Here is a 17,645-nt window from a genome sequence, read left to right as displayed (position 1 = left end):
CAGGATGGTCCGGCATGACCGAGCCACGCCTGTACCCGCCCGTCGAGCCGTACGCCACCCACCGGATAGCCGTGGGCGACGGCCACGAACTCCACGTGGAGGAGGTGGGCCGTCCGGACGGCGTACCCGTGGTCTTCCTGCACGGCGGGCCGGGCGGTGGGCTGGTGCCCGCGGCGCGCCGGTTCTTCGACCCGCTGCGCTACCGCGCCGTGCTGTTCGACCAGCGCGGCGCGGGGCGCAGCACCCCGTTCGGCGAGCTGCGGGGCAACACCACCGGGCACCTGGTGGCCGACCTGGAGACGATCCGCGAGCGGCTCGGGATCGACCGCTGGCTGGTGTTCGGCGGGTCGTGGGGAGTCACCCTCGGCCTGGCGTACGCCCAGACCCACCCGGAGCGGGTCACCGGACTCGTCCTGCGCGGCGTGCTGCTGCTGCGGCGCAGCGAGCGGGACTGGTTCTACCAGGGCGGCCTGCGCCACCTCCAGCCCGACGAGTGGGAACGGTTCGTCGCCCCGATCCCCGCCGCCGAACGCGACGACGTGCTGGCGGCCTACCACCGGCGGCTGCACGGGCCGGACGAGGCGCAGGCCCGGGCGTGTGCGGTCGCCTGGGGGCGCTGGGAGGCGGTCAACTCCTCGCTGCGCCCCGACCCGGGGGTGCTCGCCCACTTCACCGCCGAGGAGCAGGCGCTGCCGATCGCCCGGATCCTCTCGCACTACGCCGTGCACGGCGGCTTCCTCGGCGAGACGCAACTGCTCGACGGTGTGGACCGGATCCGCCACCTGCCCGCCGTGATCATCAACGGCCGCTACGACCTGTGCTGCCCGCCGGTGTCCGCGTACGACCTGGCCCGGCGCTGGCCGGAGGCCGAGCTGCGGATCGTGCCCGACGCCGGCCACTCGGCCGCCGAGCCGGGCATCGCCCGGGAGTTGCTCCGCGCCACCGACCGGTTCGCCGGCCTGCTCAGCTGACCCGCCCCGCCTCCGCGAGCAGCGCCCGGACCGGCTCGCCGATGGCCGGGTCGACCGGGAACCGGGCCGCCAACCAGTCGAGCGTGGCCCGGGCGGCCGCCCGGTTGTGCCGGTACCCGGGGACCATGGCGGCCAGCGGCAGCACCTCCGGCGGGTACGCCTGCTCGACCCGGCGGCTCGGGTCGAACGGGTCCCGCCGGTGCGCCGCCGAGGGCTCGGCGAGCCGCAGCAGGGCGAGCACCCGGTCCACCGCGTACGACTGGATGAACCGGGCCGCGGTGAGCCGTTCCCCGCGCAGCTCGCGGTGCAGGCCGACGTAGAGGTTGGTGAGCGCCTCGTTGAGGTGGAACTCGACGGTGTCGTACGGCGTGGCGGGACGCGCCGGCGCGCCGCTGCCGGCCAGCCCGGCCGGGGCGTCGGGGCGCTGCCAGACCACCCGGGCGCCGGTGAACGGCAACCGGGCCAGCTCGGCCACGGTGAAGACCGCGTACTCCACGAAGATCCCGTCGGCGTAGCGCGCCTTGCGGCCGTTGCGCTCGTTGGCGAAGCTGTACGCCACCGGGCAGGGCGCCGCCAGCCAGTCGGTCGAGTCGACGTAACGGCCCACCGCGCCGTCGGCGACGACGAGGAAGAAGTCCAGGTCGGAGTGGTCGTCGAGCCGGTCGTGGTCGGCGCCGGCCGAGCCGAGGCCGAGCAGCGCCACGGTGTCCGGCCGCGTGGCGAGATGGGTGGCGAGGTCGTCGAGCCGACGCAGCATCGGGTGCATGCCGTCGCCCCTTCCGTGAAGAGTCGACGTTTCAGCCCGTGCGGCCCTGCCGCCGCCGGGGTCGCGACACCGATGCCCGCCATTCTGCGTCGGACCCCCGACAGCGCTCAAGTCCGCGCCTACCGGTCCGCCACCGGCGCTGGCAAGATCGGCGGGGTGACCGGTGCGCTGTACGCGGTGAGTGACCTCCATGTGTCGTACGCCGAGAACCGCACGGTCGTGGACGGCCTGCGGCCCGAGTCGCCGGACGACTGGCTGCTCGTGGCCGGCGACGTCGGCGAGGTGTTCGCGGACGTCGAGCGGACGTTGCGCCAGCTCCGCGACCGGTTCGCCCAGGTGGTGTGGGTGCCCGGCAACCACGAGCTGTGGACCCACCCGGCCGACCCGGTGACCCTGCGCGGCCGGGCCCGCTACGACGCGCTGGTCGGCATGTGCCGCGAGCTGGGCGTGCTCACCCCGGAGGACGACTACCCGGTGTGGCGCGGCGCGGGCGGGCCGGTCACCGTGGCGCCGCTGTTCCTGCTCTACGACTACTCGTTCCGGGCACCCGGCACCACCTCGAAGGAGGAGTCGCTGCGCGCGGCGTACGCGGCCGGGGTGGTGTGCACCGACGAGGTGCTGCTGCACCCCGACCCGTACCCGGACCGGGAGTCCTGGTGCTGGGAGCGGATTGCCGGGACCGAGCGCCGGCTGGCCGCGGTCGATCCGGCGCTGCCGACCGTGCTGGTCAACCACTGGCCGCTGGTCCGCGAGCCCACCGACGTGCTCTGGTATCCGGAGTTCGCCCAGTGGTGCGGCACCGACCGCACGGCCGACTGGCACCTGCGGCACCGCGCCGCCGTGGCGGTCTACGGGCACCTGCACATCCCCCGCACCACCCACCACGACGGGGTGCGCTTCGAGGAGGTGTCGCTGGGCTACCCGCGCGAGTGGGGGCGGCGGGGCGGCGAGCCGCGGCCGATGCGGCGCATCCTCGGCGGTGCCGGGTGATCGAGGCCCTGCTCCCGCCGGGGGCCGTCGCCGTCGAGGCGTTCTCCGACATCCCGGGCGAGGCCCCCTGGCCCGGCGAGGAGGACCTGCTGGCCCGGGCCGTGGAGGCCCGCCGCCGCGAGTTCGTCACGGCCCGCCGCTGCGCCCGGGAGGCCCTGGCCCGCCTCGGGTACGCCCCGGCGCCGATCCGCCCCGGCCCGAAGCGGGAACCGCGCTGGCCGGCGGGGGTGGTGGGCAGCATCACCCACTGCGCCGGCTACCGGGCCGCGGCGGTCGCCCGGGACGACACGCTGGCCGGGCTCGGCATCGACGCCGAGCCGCACGAGCCGCTGCCCGACGGCGTGGCCGGGGTGGTCACCACGGCCGGCGAGCCGGCGTCGCTGGCGCGGCTGCGCGGGGCCCATCCGGCCGTGCACTGGGACCGGCTGCTGTTCAGCGCCAAGGAGTCGGTCTACAAGGCGTGGTATCCGCTGACCGGCCGCTGGCTCGGCTTCGAGGATGCCGAGTTGTCCGTCGACCCGGCCGCCGGCAGCTTCACGGCCCGGGTGCTGGTCGACGCCACCCGCGCGGACGGCGGCCCTCCGCTGGCCACGCTGCACGGCCGGTGGGTGGTCGCCGACGGGCTCGTGGTCACGGCCGTGGCCGTGCCCCGGCAGCCCTGACCCGGGTGACGGTCGCCGGTCGCGGGTGAGCCTTCCACGCGTCCGAGTGATCCGGTTTGCCCCCTCCGGCCCCGGGTAGGGCCTTGAGGACCTGGTCGTTTCGCCGCATGGAGGACAGGTCCTGATGGATTCCCGCAAGCCCGCCAAGGTCGTCAAGGATGTCGTGGAGGCCGCCACCGAGAAGGTCACCGACATCCTGACCCCGGACGTTCCCGGTGCGCCGGGCAGCGCCCCGCCCCCGTTCGACGAGCCGACGACGCCGCACGGTCCGCTGCCGCCGAAGGAGGAGCAGGGCGCCCCGGACACGCGTACCCCGACGGGCGCCGAGACCGGCGTGCCGAAGATCGCGAAGGGGCAGCAGGGCTCCTTCCTCACCACCGCGAACGGGGCCCGGCTGCGCGACACGGACCACTCGCTGAAGGCCGGCCCGCGGGGCCCGGTGCTGCTGCAGGACCACCACCTGCGCGAGAAGATCACCCACTTCGACCACGAGCGCATCCCGGAGCGGGTGGTGCACGCGCGCGGCGCCGGGGCGCACGGCGTGTTCGTCGCCTACGGCACCGCCGAGGAGGTCACCCGGGCGGGCTTCCTGAAGAAGGGCGCCGAGACCCCGGTCTTCGTCCGCTTCTCCACGGTGCTCGGCTCGCGCGGGTCGGCGGACACGGTACGCGACACCCGCGGCTTCGCGACCAAGTTCTACACCGACGAGGGCACCTTCGACCTGGTCGCCAACAACATGCCGGTGTTCTTCATCCAGGACGCCATCAAGTTCCCGGACATCATCCACGCCGGCAAGCCGCACCCGGACCGGGAGATCCCGCAGGCGCAGAGCGCGCACGACACCTTCTGGGACTTCGTCTCCCTGCACACCGAGGCGCAGCACCACACCATGTGGAACATGTCCGACCGCGGCATCCCCCGCTCCTACCGGACCATGGAGGGCTTCGGCGTACACACCTTCCGGCTGGTCAACGCGGCCGGGGCGACGGTGCTGGTCAAGTTCCACTGGAAGCCGAAGCTGGGCGTGCACTCCCTGACCTGGGAGGAGGCGCAGCTGATCGGCGGCATCGACCCGGACTTCCACCGGCGCGACCTCTACGACGCCATCGAGTCCGGCGCGTACCCGGAGTGGGAGCTGGGCATCCAGGTCTTCCCGGACACCCCGGAGGAGACCTTCGCCGGGATCGACCTGCTCGACCCCACGAAGATCGTGCCGGAGGAACTGGCGCCGGTGCAGGCCATCGGCCGGCTCACCCTGAACCGGACGCCGCGGAACTTCTTCGCCGAGACCGAGCAGGTCGCCTTCCACCTCGGGCACCTGCCGCCCGGCATCGACGTCACCAACGACCCGCTGCTGCAGGGCCGGCTCTTCTCGTACCTGGACACGCAGCTCACCCGGCTCGGCGGCCCGAACTTCAGCCAGATCCCGATCAACCGGCCGCACGCCGAGGTCAACGACATGCTCCGGGACGGTTTCCACCAGCACGCGGTGCACGCGGGCGTGGCGCCCTACCGGCCGAACTCGCTCGACGGCGGCAACCCCTTCCCGGCCGGCGACCGCGAGAACGCGTTCGTCGACACGCCGGTCACGGTCGCGGAGGCCCCGAAGGTACGCGCGGCCCCGGCGTCGTTCGACGACCACTACAGCCAGGTACGGCTGTTCTGGCTGAGCATGTCGCCGGTGGAGAAGGAGCACATCATCCGGGCGTACACCTTCGAGCTGGGCAAGTGCTACCACCAGGCGATCAAGGAGCGCCAGCTCCAGTGCCTCGCCAACGTCGACCCGGTGCTGTGCGAGCAGGTGGCCACCGGCCTGGGCCTGCCCGCGCCGAAGCCGACCGTGCCGCTGGCCGAGGTGCAGCCGAGCCCGGCGCTGTCGCAGGTCGGCCGGGAGTGGCCGGCGGACGGCCGGATGGTCGGCATCGTGGTGGACGCGGACAGCGACCTCGACGGGGTGAACCAGGTCCGGCGGGCGGTGTTCGCCGCCGGCATGGTGCCGCTGGTGGTCGCCGCGCACGGCGGCACGGTCGGCGACCTGCCGGTGCAGCGGACCTTCGCCACCGGCCGGTCGGTGGAGTTCGACGCGGTCCTGCTGGCCGGCTCCCCGGCGCCGGCGCCGGACGCGCTGCCGGCCCGGGACGACAAGGCGGGCGCGGCCGGCTCCACCACCGTCGACCCGCGAGTGCTGCTGCTGGTCGAGGAGGCCTGGCGGCACGCCAAGGCGATCGGCGCCTGGGACGCCGGGGCCGAGGTCCTGCGCCAGGCCGGGGTGGCCGGCACGCCCGGCGTGGTCGCCGGCGACGCCGGGGCCGAGGTCTTCGGCGCCGTGCAGCAACTGATGGGGGCGCACCGGGTCTGGGAACGGTTCCCCGCCTCGGTGTCCTGAGCACAGCCCGGAGGGGCGGCCCCGGGCGGGGGCCGCCCCTCCGGCGTGCCGCCGACGTTTGTGCCCGGTTCCGGCGGGAAGGACGGGGGCCTCACAGTCAGGAGCGGCGGATGAACGGGCCCATGGGCGGCGAGCCGGTCGGCGATCTCGAACTCGTGCACACCTTCACCGGCCCGATGCCGACCGGGGTGAGCGTGTCGCACACCGGCCGGGTCTTCGTGAACTTCCCCCAGTGGGGGGATGAGGTGCCGGCCACCGTCGTCGAGCTGCGCGACGGCCGCGAGGTCCCGTACCCCGACGAGGGCTGGAACAGCCCGTCCGGGAACGACGACGCGAACGCCTTCGTCTCGGTGCAGAGCATCGTGGTGGACCCGGCCGACCGGCTCTGGGTGGTCGACACCGGCAGCCCGATGTTCCAGCCGACGAAGCCGGGCGGGCCGAAGCTCGTCCGGGTCGACCTGGACACCGACACCGTCGGGCAGGTGATCACCTTCCCGACCGACGTGGCGCTGCCCACCACGTACCTCAACGACGTGCGCTTCGACCTGCGCCGGGGCGACGCCGGCCTCGCCTACCTCACCGACTCCTCCGACTCGGGGCCGAACGGCATCGTCGTGGTGGACCTGGCCACCGGCGCGTCGTGGCGGCGGCTGCACGACCACCCGTCCACCAAGGCCGAGCCGCTGGACGCCTTCCGGCCCGTCGTGGAGGGGCGGCCGTTCCTGGAACGCCCGGCCGACGGGCCGCCGAAGCCGGTCGCCATGGGCTCCGACGGCATCGCCCTGTCCGCCGACGGCTCCCGGCTGCACTACTGCCCGCTCGCCTCGCGCCGCTGGTACAGCGTGGCGACGGACGCCCTCGCCGACCGGACGCTGAGTGAGGAGCAGGTGGCGGCCACGGTCGTGGACGAGGGCGACAAGGGCGGCGGCTCGGACGGCCTGGAGACCGACGACTCGGGCGCGTTCTACCTGACCTCCTACGAGCACAACGCGGTGCTTCGGCGGCGGGCGGACGGCGAGTTCGAGACCCTGGTGCACGACCCGCGGCTGCTCTGGCCCGACACGATGTCCGTGGCCGCCGACGGTCACCTCTACGTCACCGCCAACCAGCTGCACCGGCAGGCGAAGTACCAGGGCGGCACGGACCTGCGGCGCAAGCCGTACGCCCTGTTCCGCGTCCGCATCGACGCCGGTCCGGTCCGGCTGCGCTGAGCGACCCGCCGATTCATCGACGGACATTCATTGACGCCTTAGTTAATACTCTTTAATATTTGGTCACCTCGAGGCAGACCGATCCCCGTCCGACCCGTACCGCCCGCCCGGCGCCGGCCCCGACCAGCGCCGGCGGGCGCTGCGGCGCCCCCTGCACCGGGAAGGCCCTCGATGTCCGCACCGCGCCCCCGCCGCCGTTCCCCCGTGGCCGCCGGCCTGCTCGCGCTCGCCACCGCCACCGCCACGCTCGCGCTGACCCCGACCGCCGCCGAGGCCGTCGTGCTGCCGAACAACTTCAAGAGCGTCGGCTACCTGCCGTCCTGGAGCGGCAGCGTCAACAGCATCCAGTACGGCAAGCTCACCCACATCAACTACGCGTTCGTGCTGCCCAACAACGACGGCAGCCTGCGCCCGGTGGAGAACCCCAGCAAGCTCTCCTCGCTGGTGTCGCTCGGGCACGCCGGCAACGTCAAGGTGTCGATCGCCATCGGCGGCTGGAACGACGGCAACGACTCCGCGTTCGAGGCGCTCGCCGCGAACTCCGGCGCCCGCGGCGCCTTCGTCACCAACGTGGTCAACTTCGTCAACCAGTACAACCTCGACGGCGTCGACATCGACTGGGAGTATCCCGACCCGGGCGCCTCGGCCAACAACTACACGCTGCTCATGCAGCAGCTCGGCAGCGCGCTGCACAGCCGCGGCAAGCTGCTCACCGCGGCCGTGGTCTCCGAGGGCTACTACGTCGACGGGGTGCAGCCCGCGGTCTTCGGCGCCGTCGACTGGCTGAACATCATGGCGTACGACGGCGGCAGCCCGCACGCCAACTACGACTGGTCGGTCAACAGCGTCAACCTGTGGAAGTCGCGCGGCCTGCCGGCCGCCAAGGCGGTGCTCGGCGTGCCCTTCTACAGCCGGCCCGGCTACTACACGTACTCCGCGCTGGTCGGCATGGACCCGGCCAACGCCAACCGCGACTGCACGACGGTGAGCGGCGCGCAGCAGTGCTACAACGGCGTGCCGACCGTGAAGCGCAAGACCCAGTGGGCGCTGGCCAACGCCGGCGGGATGATGAACTGGGAGCTGTCCCAGGACACCACGGGCTCCACGTCGCTGGTCAGCGCGATCTACGACACCGTCACGGGTGGCGGCACCCCGCCGCCGAGCGGACGGACCGGCCCGATCACCGGCATCGGCGGCAAGTGCGTCGACGTCGCCGCGGCCGGCACCGCCAACGGCACCGCGGTCCAGCTCTACACCTGCAACGGCACGGCCGCGCAGAGCTGGACGGTGGCCGGGGACGGCACCCTGCGGGCGCTCGGCAAGTGCGCCGACGTCGCCAGCGGCTCCACGGCCAACGGCGCGAAGGTGCAGCTCTGGGACTGCAACGGCACCGGAGCCCAGGTCTGGCAGGCGCAGTCCAACGGCACCCTGCGCAACCCCCAGTCGAACAAGTGCCTGGACGCCACCGACAACAGCTCCGCCAACGGCACCCGGCTGCAGATCTGGGACTGCTTCGGCGGCGCCAACCAGGTCTGGCGGCTGCCGGTCTGAGCACCGGCCGCGACCCCCGCCGCGCCGGCCCGGGCGCGGCGGGGATCCACGGTCACCAGCGGTTGCGGGCCTCCTCCGCCCAGCCGACCAGGCCGTCGAGGTCCACCCGCTCGCCGTCGTCGGTGGCGGCCCACCCCGAGAAGTGCCCGAAGCACTGGTGGGTCTCCCCGGCCAGCACGCCGAGGTTGGTGCGCGCCACGCGCTCGTGGAACGGGTGGAACGTGACGTCCACCCGGTCACCGGTGACCCGCCAGGGCCGCAGCCAGTCGGTGCGGTCGTAGCTCCAGGCCAGGTCCGCGCCGATCTTGTGCAGCCGCCCGTCGACGAAGACCGCGTTCTCGGTCGCCCCCGTCCCGTCGGTCCACCTGCCACCGAGCTGGATGGCCCGGCCCGGTCCGCTGCCGGCGGCCCAGTTCCAGCTCACCGCGTACCGCCACTTGCCGCGGCCGTGGTCGAGCGCCGCGAACGACTCGGTGTCGACCGGGTACGCCGTGCCGTCCACCCGGAGTGTGCCGCGCACCGGCCGGCCGATGTCCTTGTGGGTGTACTGGAACCGGCGGGTGCTCCACGGCACCACCACGCCCAGCGACTCGTGCCCCGGCGGCAGGGGCACCACCAGGTCCACCTCGACGCCGGGCGCGGTGGCCCGGATGGTGCTGCCGTCGGGGCGCTGGTCGATCTGGACGGCGAGGCCGCCGCCGCGGGCCCGCACGGCGCCCGCCCCGCTGACCGGCGGCAGCACCGCGCCGCGGGCGAGCGGGACGACGGCCTCGGTGGCCCGCTCGATGCCGGTGCGGCGGTCGAGCAGGTAGAGGCTGTGCACGCCGGCGTAGTCCAGCGACGACGCCACGAGGCCGAGGATGTGGGTCGGTGTGACGACGCCCCAGTGCTCCCAGCGCTTGGCCCGGCCCCAGCCGCGCAGGTTCGCCCGGTGCAGCGGCCGCCGGCTCCAGCCCACCGCGGCCGGGTTCAACCGCCCGTCCGGCCGGCACAGGTCGACCGGCTCGGTGATCTCCCGCTCGTGCGTCATCGACGCAGGCTACCGGTTCGGGCCGCGCCCGAGACCGCTCAGCCGACGCGGTTCAGGTTCGGCCGGCCGGTGCGGGACCGCTGCCGGTCCGCGGGAATCCGCTGGCCCTCCGCGGCGAGCATCCGGTCGGCCGCCGCCAGCCCGGTCAGCGCGGCGCCGTAGGCCGCCAGCTCGCGCTGGAAGTGCTCCACCTTGGCGTACCAGAACTTCAGCTCCGGGTTCAACGCCTTGGCGTTGAGGTAGCCGACGATGTCGGTGTCGGGGGTGATGCCCCGGCGCGCGTAGCGGCGGTCGAAGGCGGCCTTGGTCCGCTCGTACCGCTCGCTCATCGCCGTGAGCCCGGCCTCGGCCTCCAGCAGCCGGTCGCGCAGGTACCGCACGTACATGGGCGGGACGTCGGCCGGTGGCGCGGGGGCCCTCCGGGGTCCGTCGGGTCCGTGGGGAAACGGCATGACCGCCCTCCTTCCCGCGGTCGAGATACAGAGATGTCCTTCTACCCCCGATTCGGACGGATCATGCCGGCCCGCCGTTGAAGTGATGCCTGTCAATGCTTGATATCGATCTAAGCCGATATATAGGCTGGGCCGGTCCCCGCTCGACCCCGTCCCACAAGGAGAGTGAGCGATGCGTCTGCCCAAGGTCACCCGGTTCCTCGCCACCGTCGCCACCGCGGCACTGGCGGCGCTGGGCGCCGTCACCGTGGACGCGGCGCCGGCCGCCGCGGCCGTCCGCAACGTCTGCTACAACACCAGCCAGGCCGGGCCGTTCGCCAGCTACGCCGTCCAGGCCGCCTCGATCTGGAACAACCGCACGAACAACATCAACATGGCGCAGTGCGGCTCGAACCTGATGATCTACTACACCTACGGGGGCGGCTCGTACGCCCAGCGCACGAGCCTCGGCAACGGCCGCGTCGTCATCGACTACTACCAGGCGCAGCAGTACTCGCCGCTGCGCATCATGACCCACGAGATCGGGCACATCCTCGGCCTGCCCGACAACTACAACGGCAACTGCGCGATCCTGATGTCCGGCGGCAGCGCCGGCACCAGCTGCACCAACCCGTACCCGAGCACCACCGAGGCCGCCCGGGTCGACTCGCTGTTCGGCTTCGCGGCCCGCAGCGCGACGACGCCGCAGGTCTTCACCGGCAGCTGGCCGGCCCCCGTCGCGGCGGGCGCCCAGCGCTGACCGGCGCCACGAAGGGACGCCCGGCCGGGCGGCGTATCCGCCGACCGGCCGGGCGCTCCCGGTTCGGGACCGGAGCCCCGCGGGTCAGCGGCCCCGGGTGGCCTTGCAGATCTCCACGGGCAGGGCCGGTGCGCCGTCGACCGGCGCCGGGTCCTCGGGCGTGGCGGCGATCCCGCCGGCCGCGATCCGGTCCAGGGTGGCCAGCCCGGCCGCGTCGATGGTGCCGAAGACGGTGTAGTTGGGACGCAGCGCCGAGTCGGACTGGACCAGGAAGAACTGGCTGCCGTTGGTGTCCGGGCCGGCGTTGGCCATGGCCAGGGTGCCCCGGGCGTAGAGGCGGCGGACCCCGGTCGGGTCGGTCGGCGCCGGCGGCAGGTCGGTGGGCAGCTCGTCGGCGTACCGGTAGCCCGGGCCGCCCTCACCCGTGCCGGACGGGTCGCCGCACTGGAGCACCTTCAGCGTCGGGTACGCGGTGAGCCGGTGGCAGATCGTCCGGTCGTAGAACCTGTGCCGGGCCAGGTGCAGGAAGCTCTGCACGGTGCACGGGGCCTGCTCGCGGTCGAGGGTCAGCCCGATCGGCCCCTGGTTGGTGTGCAGCGTGATCCGGACCGTGCCCCGGTCGGGGGTGCGGCGGGGGTCCGGCGGCAGCGGCACCGGCCGGGCCGCCGGCTCGTCCGGCGTCGGCGTGTACGCGCACGGGCCCTTCGTGGGCGCCGGCTCGGCGGGGGCCGCGCTCGCGGCGGCGCCGCCGGTGGCGACCAGCGCGGCGGAGACCATCGCCACCCCGGCGAGGCGGGCCAGCAGGGGCGGTGCGGCGTGCGGTCGGGTTTCGCTCGACACGTGGGTCCTCCCTGGACTCGTGGTACCAGAAAGACCGGAGTCTATGGAGGTGCCGCCCGGATGTCGATGATGGTCGACGCGCCCGGGAAAAATGGGCATGATGGCGCCGAGCAGGCTGGTACGTGAGGCGAGAGAGCGTGGCTGCCCATGGCGTCGTTCCAGGCGAGGACCTCCCGTGAGCCGGGCCGGACGGTGATCCGGCTGACCGGCGAGTGTGACCTGGCCGTCCGGGAGCGGTTGACCGGCACGTTGCTGGCCGCCGTGGACGCCGCTCCGATCGTGGTGGTCGACCTGGCGGCGGTCGAGTTCCTCGACTCCACCGGGATCCACGCCCTGGTGGCCGCGCACCACCGGGCACGGGCGGCCGACGGCCGGCTCTATCTGGTGAACGCCGCCGGGTCGGTGGCCGCTCTGCTGGAGCTGACCGGCGTCGGCGAGCTGCTCCGGCACCCCGAAGGCGGGACCGGCTGACCGGCGCGGACGGTCAGGGCAGCACGCGGACGGCCAGGGTGCAGGTGTCGTCGTGCGAGCTCGGCCGGTGCAGCGCGTCGCGCAGCCGGGCCACCTGCCGCGGCCCCGGCCGGCCGGTGAAGCCCGAGAGGGCCGCCCGCACCGCCGTCACCCGGTCCTCCGGGTTCCCGGCGCGGCGTTCGGTCAGCCCGTCGGTGTAGAACAGCAGCACGTCGTCGCCGCGCAGTTCGGTGGTGACCACCGGGTAGCCGGCGGTGGGGTCGGCGCCCAGCAGCATCCCGGCGGGCCGGCCGAGGTCGCCGGTGACACCCGCCCGGGAGAGCATCGGCAGCGGGTGCCCGGCCCGGGCCCAGGCCAGATGCCGGGTCGCCGGGTCGAACACCGCGAGCACCGCGGTGCCGGTGACGCCCAACTGGCCGCAGAGCCGGTTCATGTGCCCGAGCAGCACGGCCGGGTCGCGGATGCCGATCGAGAGCCAGGCCACGAGCGCGAAGCGCAGGTGGGCCATGCCGCTGGCCGCCTCCAACCCGTGCCCGGCCAGGTCGCCGACCGCCAGCACGACCGGCCCGTCCGGCAGCGTCTCGGCGTGATACCAGTCGCCACCGACCCGCAACGCGCTCTCCGCCGGCAGGTAACCGACCAGCACCTCCAGCCCGGCCAGGGTGACCGGTTCGCGGGGCACCGGCTGGATGAGGTTCTGGAGCTGGCCGGCGAGGCGGTGCTCGGCCAGCGCGGTCGTCTCCCGGGTCCGCAGCTGGTCGCGCAGCTGCTCGATGGCGCCCCGCGAGTCCTCCCGCGCGGTCACGTCCTGGACCACCGCGTAGATCTTCACCGGCGCGCCGCCCTCGTCGCGGGCCACGTCCGACAGGATCCGCAGGTGCTTGACCGTCCCGGCCGCGCGGAACCGCACCGTGACGTCCGACGCGGCGCCGCTGTCCAGCGTCTGCCAGGCGGCCTCGCGCAGGCCGTGGTCGTCGGGCAGGAGCGCGGCGGCCTGGTCGGCCCGGGACATCGGCCCCAGCGCCGGATCCCGCTCGAAGATGCGGTACATCCCCGGCGACCACTCGCTGCGGCCGGTGACCAGGTCGTACTCCGCCCAGCCCAGGCTGCCCAGCAGCTCGGTGCGGGTCAGCCGGAGCCGGTCCTCGTCCAGCCGCTGCCACCAGACCAGCAGGCCGCCCAGCACCCGGTGCACGCTCACGTCGAAGACGGAGTCGGCGACGACCCCGGCGCCGTGACCGGCGTACCGGAAGTCGGGCAGGTGCGCCGGCTCGCCGGTGGCCAGCACCTCCTGGTACGCCTGCCACAGCGGGCCGGCCACCATGCCGGGATACAGCGCGCTGAGGTGTTGGCCGACCCGCCCCATACCCCGGCCGTGGACGTCGCGCCCCTGTGCGCTGGTGGCGGCGACCAGGAAGTCGACGACCCCGCCGTCCGGATCCCGCACCGGCAGCAGCCAGGTGCAGCCCGCCGGGATCCCCGCCAGCACCTGCCGGACCGCCGCCACCACGGGGTCGGCGATCGACGGGTACGCCGCCCCGGCGGTCGGCGGTGCGGCCGGCTCGGCGGTGGCGGCCGGCCGGGCCTCGTCTGCCATGCGCGCAGCCTAGCCAGCTCCGGCCGCGGATCCGAGCCCCGCCATGCCTGGGAACGAGCCGCCGGCGCGTCAGTGGGCCGGCGACGGGTGCTCCGGCGGGCGGCCGGCCGCGTGCCGGGCGTCGGCGACGGCGACGCCCAGCAGGACCAGCAGGGCCACGACCGAGGCGGCCAGCGGCGCCGTGAAGTACAGGGGCACCGCGGTGACCGCCAGGGTGGCGATGGCGACGACCCGCCGGAGCGACAGCCGGTTGAACACCACCCGTTCCAGGCGGATGCGGCCGTACAGGAAGAACGCCGGGCCGCCGAGGATCACGGCCAGCCAGACCGGTTCGGGCCGCCCGTCCGGGTGCTCGAGGACGACCTCGTAGCCGACGGCGGTGGCGACGATCCCGATCACCATGACGATGTGCGCGACGCCGGTCGCACGGCCGGCGGTGAGCCGGTCCCCCGCCGCGGCCACGGCCTCGGCGAGCACCTGCCCGGAGCGGTAGAAGTAGATGCGCCACATGAGCACCGTCGAGAGGTACGCGATCACCAGCATGGCCGCGGTGTCCGGGCCGATCGGCTGGGCGGCGAAGGTGACGCCGACGGCGAGGACGGTCTCGCCGAGGGCGATCAGCAGCAGCTGCTGGTAGCGCTCCGGCAGGTGGTGGCCGCTGTCCATGGCCCACGCGCTGACCGGCGGGCGGGCCATTCCCGGCACCGGCCACCGGAGCTGCGCGGCGACGATGTCCACGGTCACCGCGGTCCCCCACAGCGCGGCCCGGGCGCCGCCGCTGAACGCCGCGCCCGCGAACCAGAGGACGGATGTACCGACGCACCAGAGCACCGAACGCAGGTAGAGCCTGCCGAGCGGGTGGCCGCGCAGGCCGGGCAGGAGGACCAGCGGCCGGCCGCACTGCAGAATCACGTACGGCAGCACGAAGGCCAGGCCGCGGCCGACGAAGGCGGCCGGCAGGGAGGCCGCCATGACCAGCAGGCCGAAGGCGCTGGTCAGCACCAACCACTGGATCTTGCGGCGGCGGGGGTCGAACCAGCTCGTGATGTGCGCGGTGGTGATCCACAACCAGATCAGCGGCATGGCCAGCACCAGCAGGTAGGCCATCGACCGCCAGCGCACGACGGCGTCGTCGGCGGTGATCTCGCGGACCACCCGGCTCACGACGCCGGACAGGGCGAACACCAGCACCAGGTCGACGAACAGCTCCAGGAAGTTCGCCTGCCGCACGTCCTCGCGCCGTTGCAGCAGGTCCTGGCCTCCGCCTGCCCGAAGTCCCATGCCGCCCATCGTCACCCGCACCGCGCCCGGCCACGGCGGGATCGGCGGCCGCCACCCGCAGGGACGCGGCATGGCGGCCGTGGCAGCGGGTACCGCGCCGGGATGGGACGCTACGACGCCGAGGTGGCCGCGCTGGCGACACCGCTGACCGGCCCGGGCAGCCTGGACGCGCTGCTGGACCGGGTCGGCGACGCCCGGGTGGTGATGCTCGGCGAGGCCACCCACGGCACGCACGAGTTCTACACCTGGCGGGCGGCCGTCACCCGCCGGCTCGTGCGGGAGCGGGGCTTCTCGTTCGTCGCCGTGGAGGGCGACTGGCCCGACTGCGACCGGGTGGACCGCAGCGTCCGCTGCCGCCCCGGGGCACCGGCCGACCCGCGCGCCGCCCTCGCCGCGTTCGAACGGTGGCCGACCTGGATGTGGGCGAACGAGGAGGTCGTCGACTTCGCCCGCTGGCTGCGGGAGCACAACGCGCGGGTGGACGAGGCCGACCGGGTGGGCTTCCACGGCTTGGACGTCTACTCGCTCTGGGAGTCGCTCCGGGAGATCCTCACCTGGCTGCGGGAGCACGACCCCGGGCAGGTGCCGGCCGCGCTGGCCGCGTACCGCTGTTTCGAGCCGTACGACGAGGACCCGCAGCGGTACGCGCTCGCCACCCGCCTGGTCCCGCACCGCTGCGAGGACGAGGTGGTCGCGCTGCTGGCCGCGCTCCGCGAGCGGGCCGCCGCCCCGGACCGCTTCGGCGCCTGGCAGAACGCCGAGGTGGTGGCCGGCGCCGAGCGCTACTACCGGGCGATGGTCCGGGGCGGGCGGGAGTCGTGGAACGTCCGCGACCGGCACATGGACGACACCCTTGCCCGGCTGCTGGACCACTACGGGCCGGGCTCCCGGGCGGTGGTCTGGGCGCACAACACCCACGTCGGCGACGCCCGGGCCACCGACATGGCGGACGCCGGCGAGGTCAACATCGGGCAGCTGGCCCGGGAGCGGTACGGGCGGGAGCGGGTGGTGCTGGTGGGGTTCGGCACCCACTCCGGCACGGTGACGGCCGGCCCGGCATGGGGTGCGCCCATGGCGACGATGACCGTCCCGCCGGCGCGCCGCCACTCGCTGGAGGAGGCCCTGCACGCGGCCGCCCCGGACCGGGCGTTGCTGGTCTTCCCGCGCGACGGCCGGCCCGACCTGCTGACCCACGAGATCGACCACCGGGCCATCGGCGTGGTCTACCGCCCGCCGCGGGAGAGCCCGGGCAACTACGTGCCCACGGTGCTCGGGGACCGGTACGACGCCTTCTGCTGGTTCGACACCTCCCGCGCGGTCCGGCCGTTGCCCGTCCGGCCGGTGCCCGCCGAGCCGGAGACCTGGCCGTCCGGCGTGTGACCCGCCGTGCCGGGTGGTTTCGGCCGGAACGCCCGCCCCGGCCGTCCGCGTGCGCCGGTGGACGTTCGCCGGGCCGCTGCCCGGGTAACCGCGCCGGAGCCGACCAGGGGCCGTGCCGGGCCCCTCGCCCGGGCTCGACCGCCGGGCGGATCCGCGCGACGGGAAGCCCATGCTGCGTCCACCGCTCACCCCGATGCTCGCCGCGCCGGTGGCGGACCTGCCCACCGGCCCGCATCTGGCGTACGAGCCGAAGTGGGACGGCTGGCGGACCCTCGCGTTCCGGGACGCGGCCGGGGTGCGCCTGCAGTCCCGGGCGGGCCGGGACCTCACCGGCTACTTCCCGGACGTCACCCGGACGCTGCGGTCCCTGCCGGCCGGTACGGTGCTCGACGGCGAACTGATCGTGTGGGCGGAGGGCCGCACCGACTTCGCGCTGCTCCAGCGGCGGGTGACCGCCGGACGCCGCCTCGCGGACCTGGCGGATCGCCATCCCGCCCACTTCGTGGCCTTCGACCTGCTGAGCGGCCCGGACGGGGAGCCGCTGCTCGACCTCCCGCTGGCCGAGCGGCGCGACCGGCTGGCGGGGCTCCTCGCCGACGCGCCTGCCGGGCTCGTCCTCTGCCCCCAGACCGGCGACCCGGCCGAGGCCCGCGAGTGGCTCCGGACGTGGACCGACGCGGGTGTCGAGGGGATCGTCGTGAAGCGGAGCGACGGGCGGTACGAGCCGGGCCGGCGGGGCTGGCAGAAGGTCCGCGCCCACCACACCGTGGAGACCCTCGTGGGCGGCGTCACCGGTCCGGTGACCGACCCGGACACGCTTCTCGTCGGCCGGTGCGACGACCGGGGCCGCCTGCGCTACCTGGGACGGACCCACCCGCTGCGCCCGCCGCAGCGCCGCGAGCTGGCCGGGCTGCTCCAGCCGACCGCCGCGCCGGGTCACCCCTGGCCGCAGCCGCTGCCCGGCGGGTGGACCGGCCAGCTCAACCCGGCGCCGCCGCTGCCGTACACGCCGGTGCGCCAGGATCTCGTCGTCGAGGTGGAGGCCGACACGGCGTACGAGCACGGCCGCTGGCGGCACCGGGTCCGGCACCTGCGGCCCCGGCTCGACCTGGCCGCCGGGGACCTGCCGGTGCTGACCGACGGCCCGCAGGCGCTGGGCGGCAACCTGGGCGGCGGGCACTGACCGACCGCAGCGTCATCCGGGCCCTACCGTGCGTAGTATGAACAGCTCGTTAACGACTCGTCTCTTGACTGCCGGTTGACGCAGGTCATTGAATTTCGACGTGGTGAGCGGCCCGGGGTCGGGGGCACGGTGGAC

16 protein-coding genes are annotated in these 17,645 nt (G+C 74.3%); 10 read left to right on the top strand and 6 right to left on the bottom strand.

All coding sequences use genetic code 11. The features are described 5' to 3' along the window. Positions 1-14 precede the first annotated feature (14 nt). Complete coding sequence (gene pip, locus GCE86_RS03660; protein ID WP_154225598.1) at positions 15-971, top strand: prolyl aminopeptidase; 957 nt, start codon at positions 15-17, stop codon at positions 969-971. Here pip and GCE86_RS03655 read toward each other — a convergent pair. Further along, the gene (locus tag GCE86_RS03655) at positions 964-1,737 is read right to left on the bottom strand and encodes a hypothetical protein (protein WP_154225597.1); all 774 of its coding nucleotides are present in this window, start codon (positions 1,735-1,737) and stop codon (positions 964-966) included. The genes pip and GCE86_RS03655 overlap by 8 nt on opposite strands. Positions 1,738-1,893: 156 nt before the next feature. On the opposite strand from GCE86_RS03655, the gene GCE86_RS03650 reads away from it, so the two are divergent. The 5 genes from GCE86_RS03650 (at position 1,894) to GCE86_RS03630 (ending at position 8,537) form a co-directional block, all read left to right on the top strand. Further along, positions 1,894-2,727, top strand: coding sequence for a metallophosphoesterase family protein (locus tag GCE86_RS03650; RefSeq protein ID WP_154225596.1), 834 nt, complete (start codon positions 1,894-1,896; stop codon positions 2,725-2,727). Then, entirely contained in the window at positions 2,724-3,389 is a 666-nt protein-coding gene (locus GCE86_RS03645) for a 4'-phosphopantetheinyl transferase family protein (protein ID WP_154225595.1), read from the top strand. The genes GCE86_RS03650 and GCE86_RS03645 overlap by 4 nt, the downstream gene beginning before the upstream one ends. A 124-nt stretch (positions 3,390-3,513) precedes the next feature. Continuing rightward, positions 3,514-5,775: a catalase gene (locus GCE86_RS03640; RefSeq protein WP_154225594.1), complete on the top strand. Its 2,262-nt coding sequence runs from the start codon at positions 3,514-3,516 to the stop codon at positions 5,773-5,775. Positions 5,776-5,885: 110 nt separating this feature from the next. Beyond that, entirely contained in the window at positions 5,886-6,986 is a 1,101-nt protein-coding gene (locus GCE86_RS03635) for an L-dopachrome tautomerase-related protein (RefSeq protein WP_154225593.1), read from the top strand. A 171-nt stretch (positions 6,987-7,157) separates the two neighbouring features. Beyond that, positions 7,158-8,537 (top strand): glycosyl hydrolase family 18 protein, encoded by a 1,380-nt coding sequence (locus GCE86_RS03630; protein WP_154225592.1) that lies wholly within the window; start codon positions 7,158-7,160, stop codon positions 8,535-8,537. Between the two features lie 52 nt (positions 8,538-8,589). On the opposite strand, the gene GCE86_RS03625 is transcribed toward GCE86_RS03630, so the two are convergent. Together GCE86_RS03625 and GCE86_RS03620 are read right to left on the bottom strand one after the other, a co-directional pair. Further along, positions 8,590-9,567, bottom strand: coding sequence for a DUF2804 domain-containing protein (locus GCE86_RS03625; protein WP_154225591.1), 978 nt, complete (start codon positions 9,565-9,567; stop codon positions 8,590-8,592). A 38-nt stretch (positions 9,568-9,605) separates the two neighbouring features. Continuing rightward, positions 9,606-10,019 (bottom strand): hypothetical protein, encoded by a 414-nt coding sequence (locus GCE86_RS03620; protein WP_163636957.1) that lies wholly within the window; start codon positions 10,017-10,019, stop codon positions 9,606-9,608. 172 nt (positions 10,020-10,191) lie between these two features. Between GCE86_RS03620 and GCE86_RS03615 the strand changes: the two genes are divergently transcribed. Continuing rightward, a complete protein-coding gene (locus GCE86_RS03615; protein WP_154225589.1) occupies positions 10,192-10,758 on the top strand; it encodes a snapalysin family zinc-dependent metalloprotease in 567 nt (188 codons plus the stop codon). A gap of 84 nt (positions 10,759-10,842) precedes the next feature. Here the strand turns inward: GCE86_RS03615 and GCE86_RS03610 are convergent, their stop codons facing one another. Further along, entirely contained in the window at positions 10,843-11,598 is a 756-nt protein-coding gene (locus tag GCE86_RS03610; RefSeq protein ID WP_154225588.1) for a peptidylprolyl isomerase, read from the bottom strand. A 147-nt stretch (positions 11,599-11,745) separates the two neighbouring features. On the opposite strand from GCE86_RS03610, the gene GCE86_RS03605 reads away from it, so the two are divergent. Further along, positions 11,746-12,069 (top strand): STAS domain-containing protein, encoded by a 324-nt coding sequence (locus GCE86_RS03605; protein ID WP_154225587.1) that lies wholly within the window; start codon positions 11,746-11,748, stop codon positions 12,067-12,069. Positions 12,070-12,082: 13 nt separating this feature from the next. Here GCE86_RS03605 and GCE86_RS03600 read toward each other — a convergent pair whose 3' ends face one another. Both GCE86_RS03600 and GCE86_RS03595 read right to left on the bottom strand, forming a co-directional pair. After that, complete coding sequence (locus GCE86_RS03600) at positions 12,083-13,666, bottom strand: PP2C family protein-serine/threonine phosphatase (RefSeq protein ID WP_154225586.1); 1,584 nt, start codon at positions 13,664-13,666, stop codon at positions 12,083-12,085. A 69-nt stretch (positions 13,667-13,735) separates the two neighbouring features. Continuing rightward, the gene (locus tag GCE86_RS03595) at positions 13,736-14,947 is read right to left on the bottom strand and encodes a low temperature requirement protein A (protein WP_163636959.1); all 1,212 of its coding nucleotides are present in this window, start codon (positions 14,945-14,947) and stop codon (positions 13,736-13,738) included. A gap of 102 nt (positions 14,948-15,049) precedes the next feature. Between GCE86_RS03595 and GCE86_RS03590 the strand changes: the two genes are divergently transcribed. Beyond that, complete coding sequence (locus GCE86_RS03590) at positions 15,050-16,327, top strand: erythromycin esterase family protein (RefSeq protein ID WP_154225584.1); 1,278 nt, start codon at positions 15,050-15,052, stop codon at positions 16,325-16,327. Positions 16,328-16,496: 169 nt separating this feature from the next. Further along, positions 16,497-17,510 carry an ATP-dependent DNA ligase gene (locus tag GCE86_RS03585; RefSeq protein WP_239543404.1) on the top strand — a complete coding sequence of 338 codons (1,014 nt, stop codon included), beginning with the start codon at positions 16,497-16,499 and terminating at the stop codon, positions 17,508-17,510. The last annotated feature ends 135 nt before the right edge of the window (positions 17,511-17,645 follow it).

This window comes from Micromonospora terminaliae (assembly GCF_009671205.1).
Classification (GTDB): Bacteria; Actinomycetota; Actinomycetes; order Mycobacteriales; family Micromonosporaceae; genus Micromonospora; species Micromonospora terminaliae.
The sequence above is the reverse complement of the archived record's forward strand: the minus strand, read 5'-3'. Positions and strand labels throughout refer to the sequence as shown.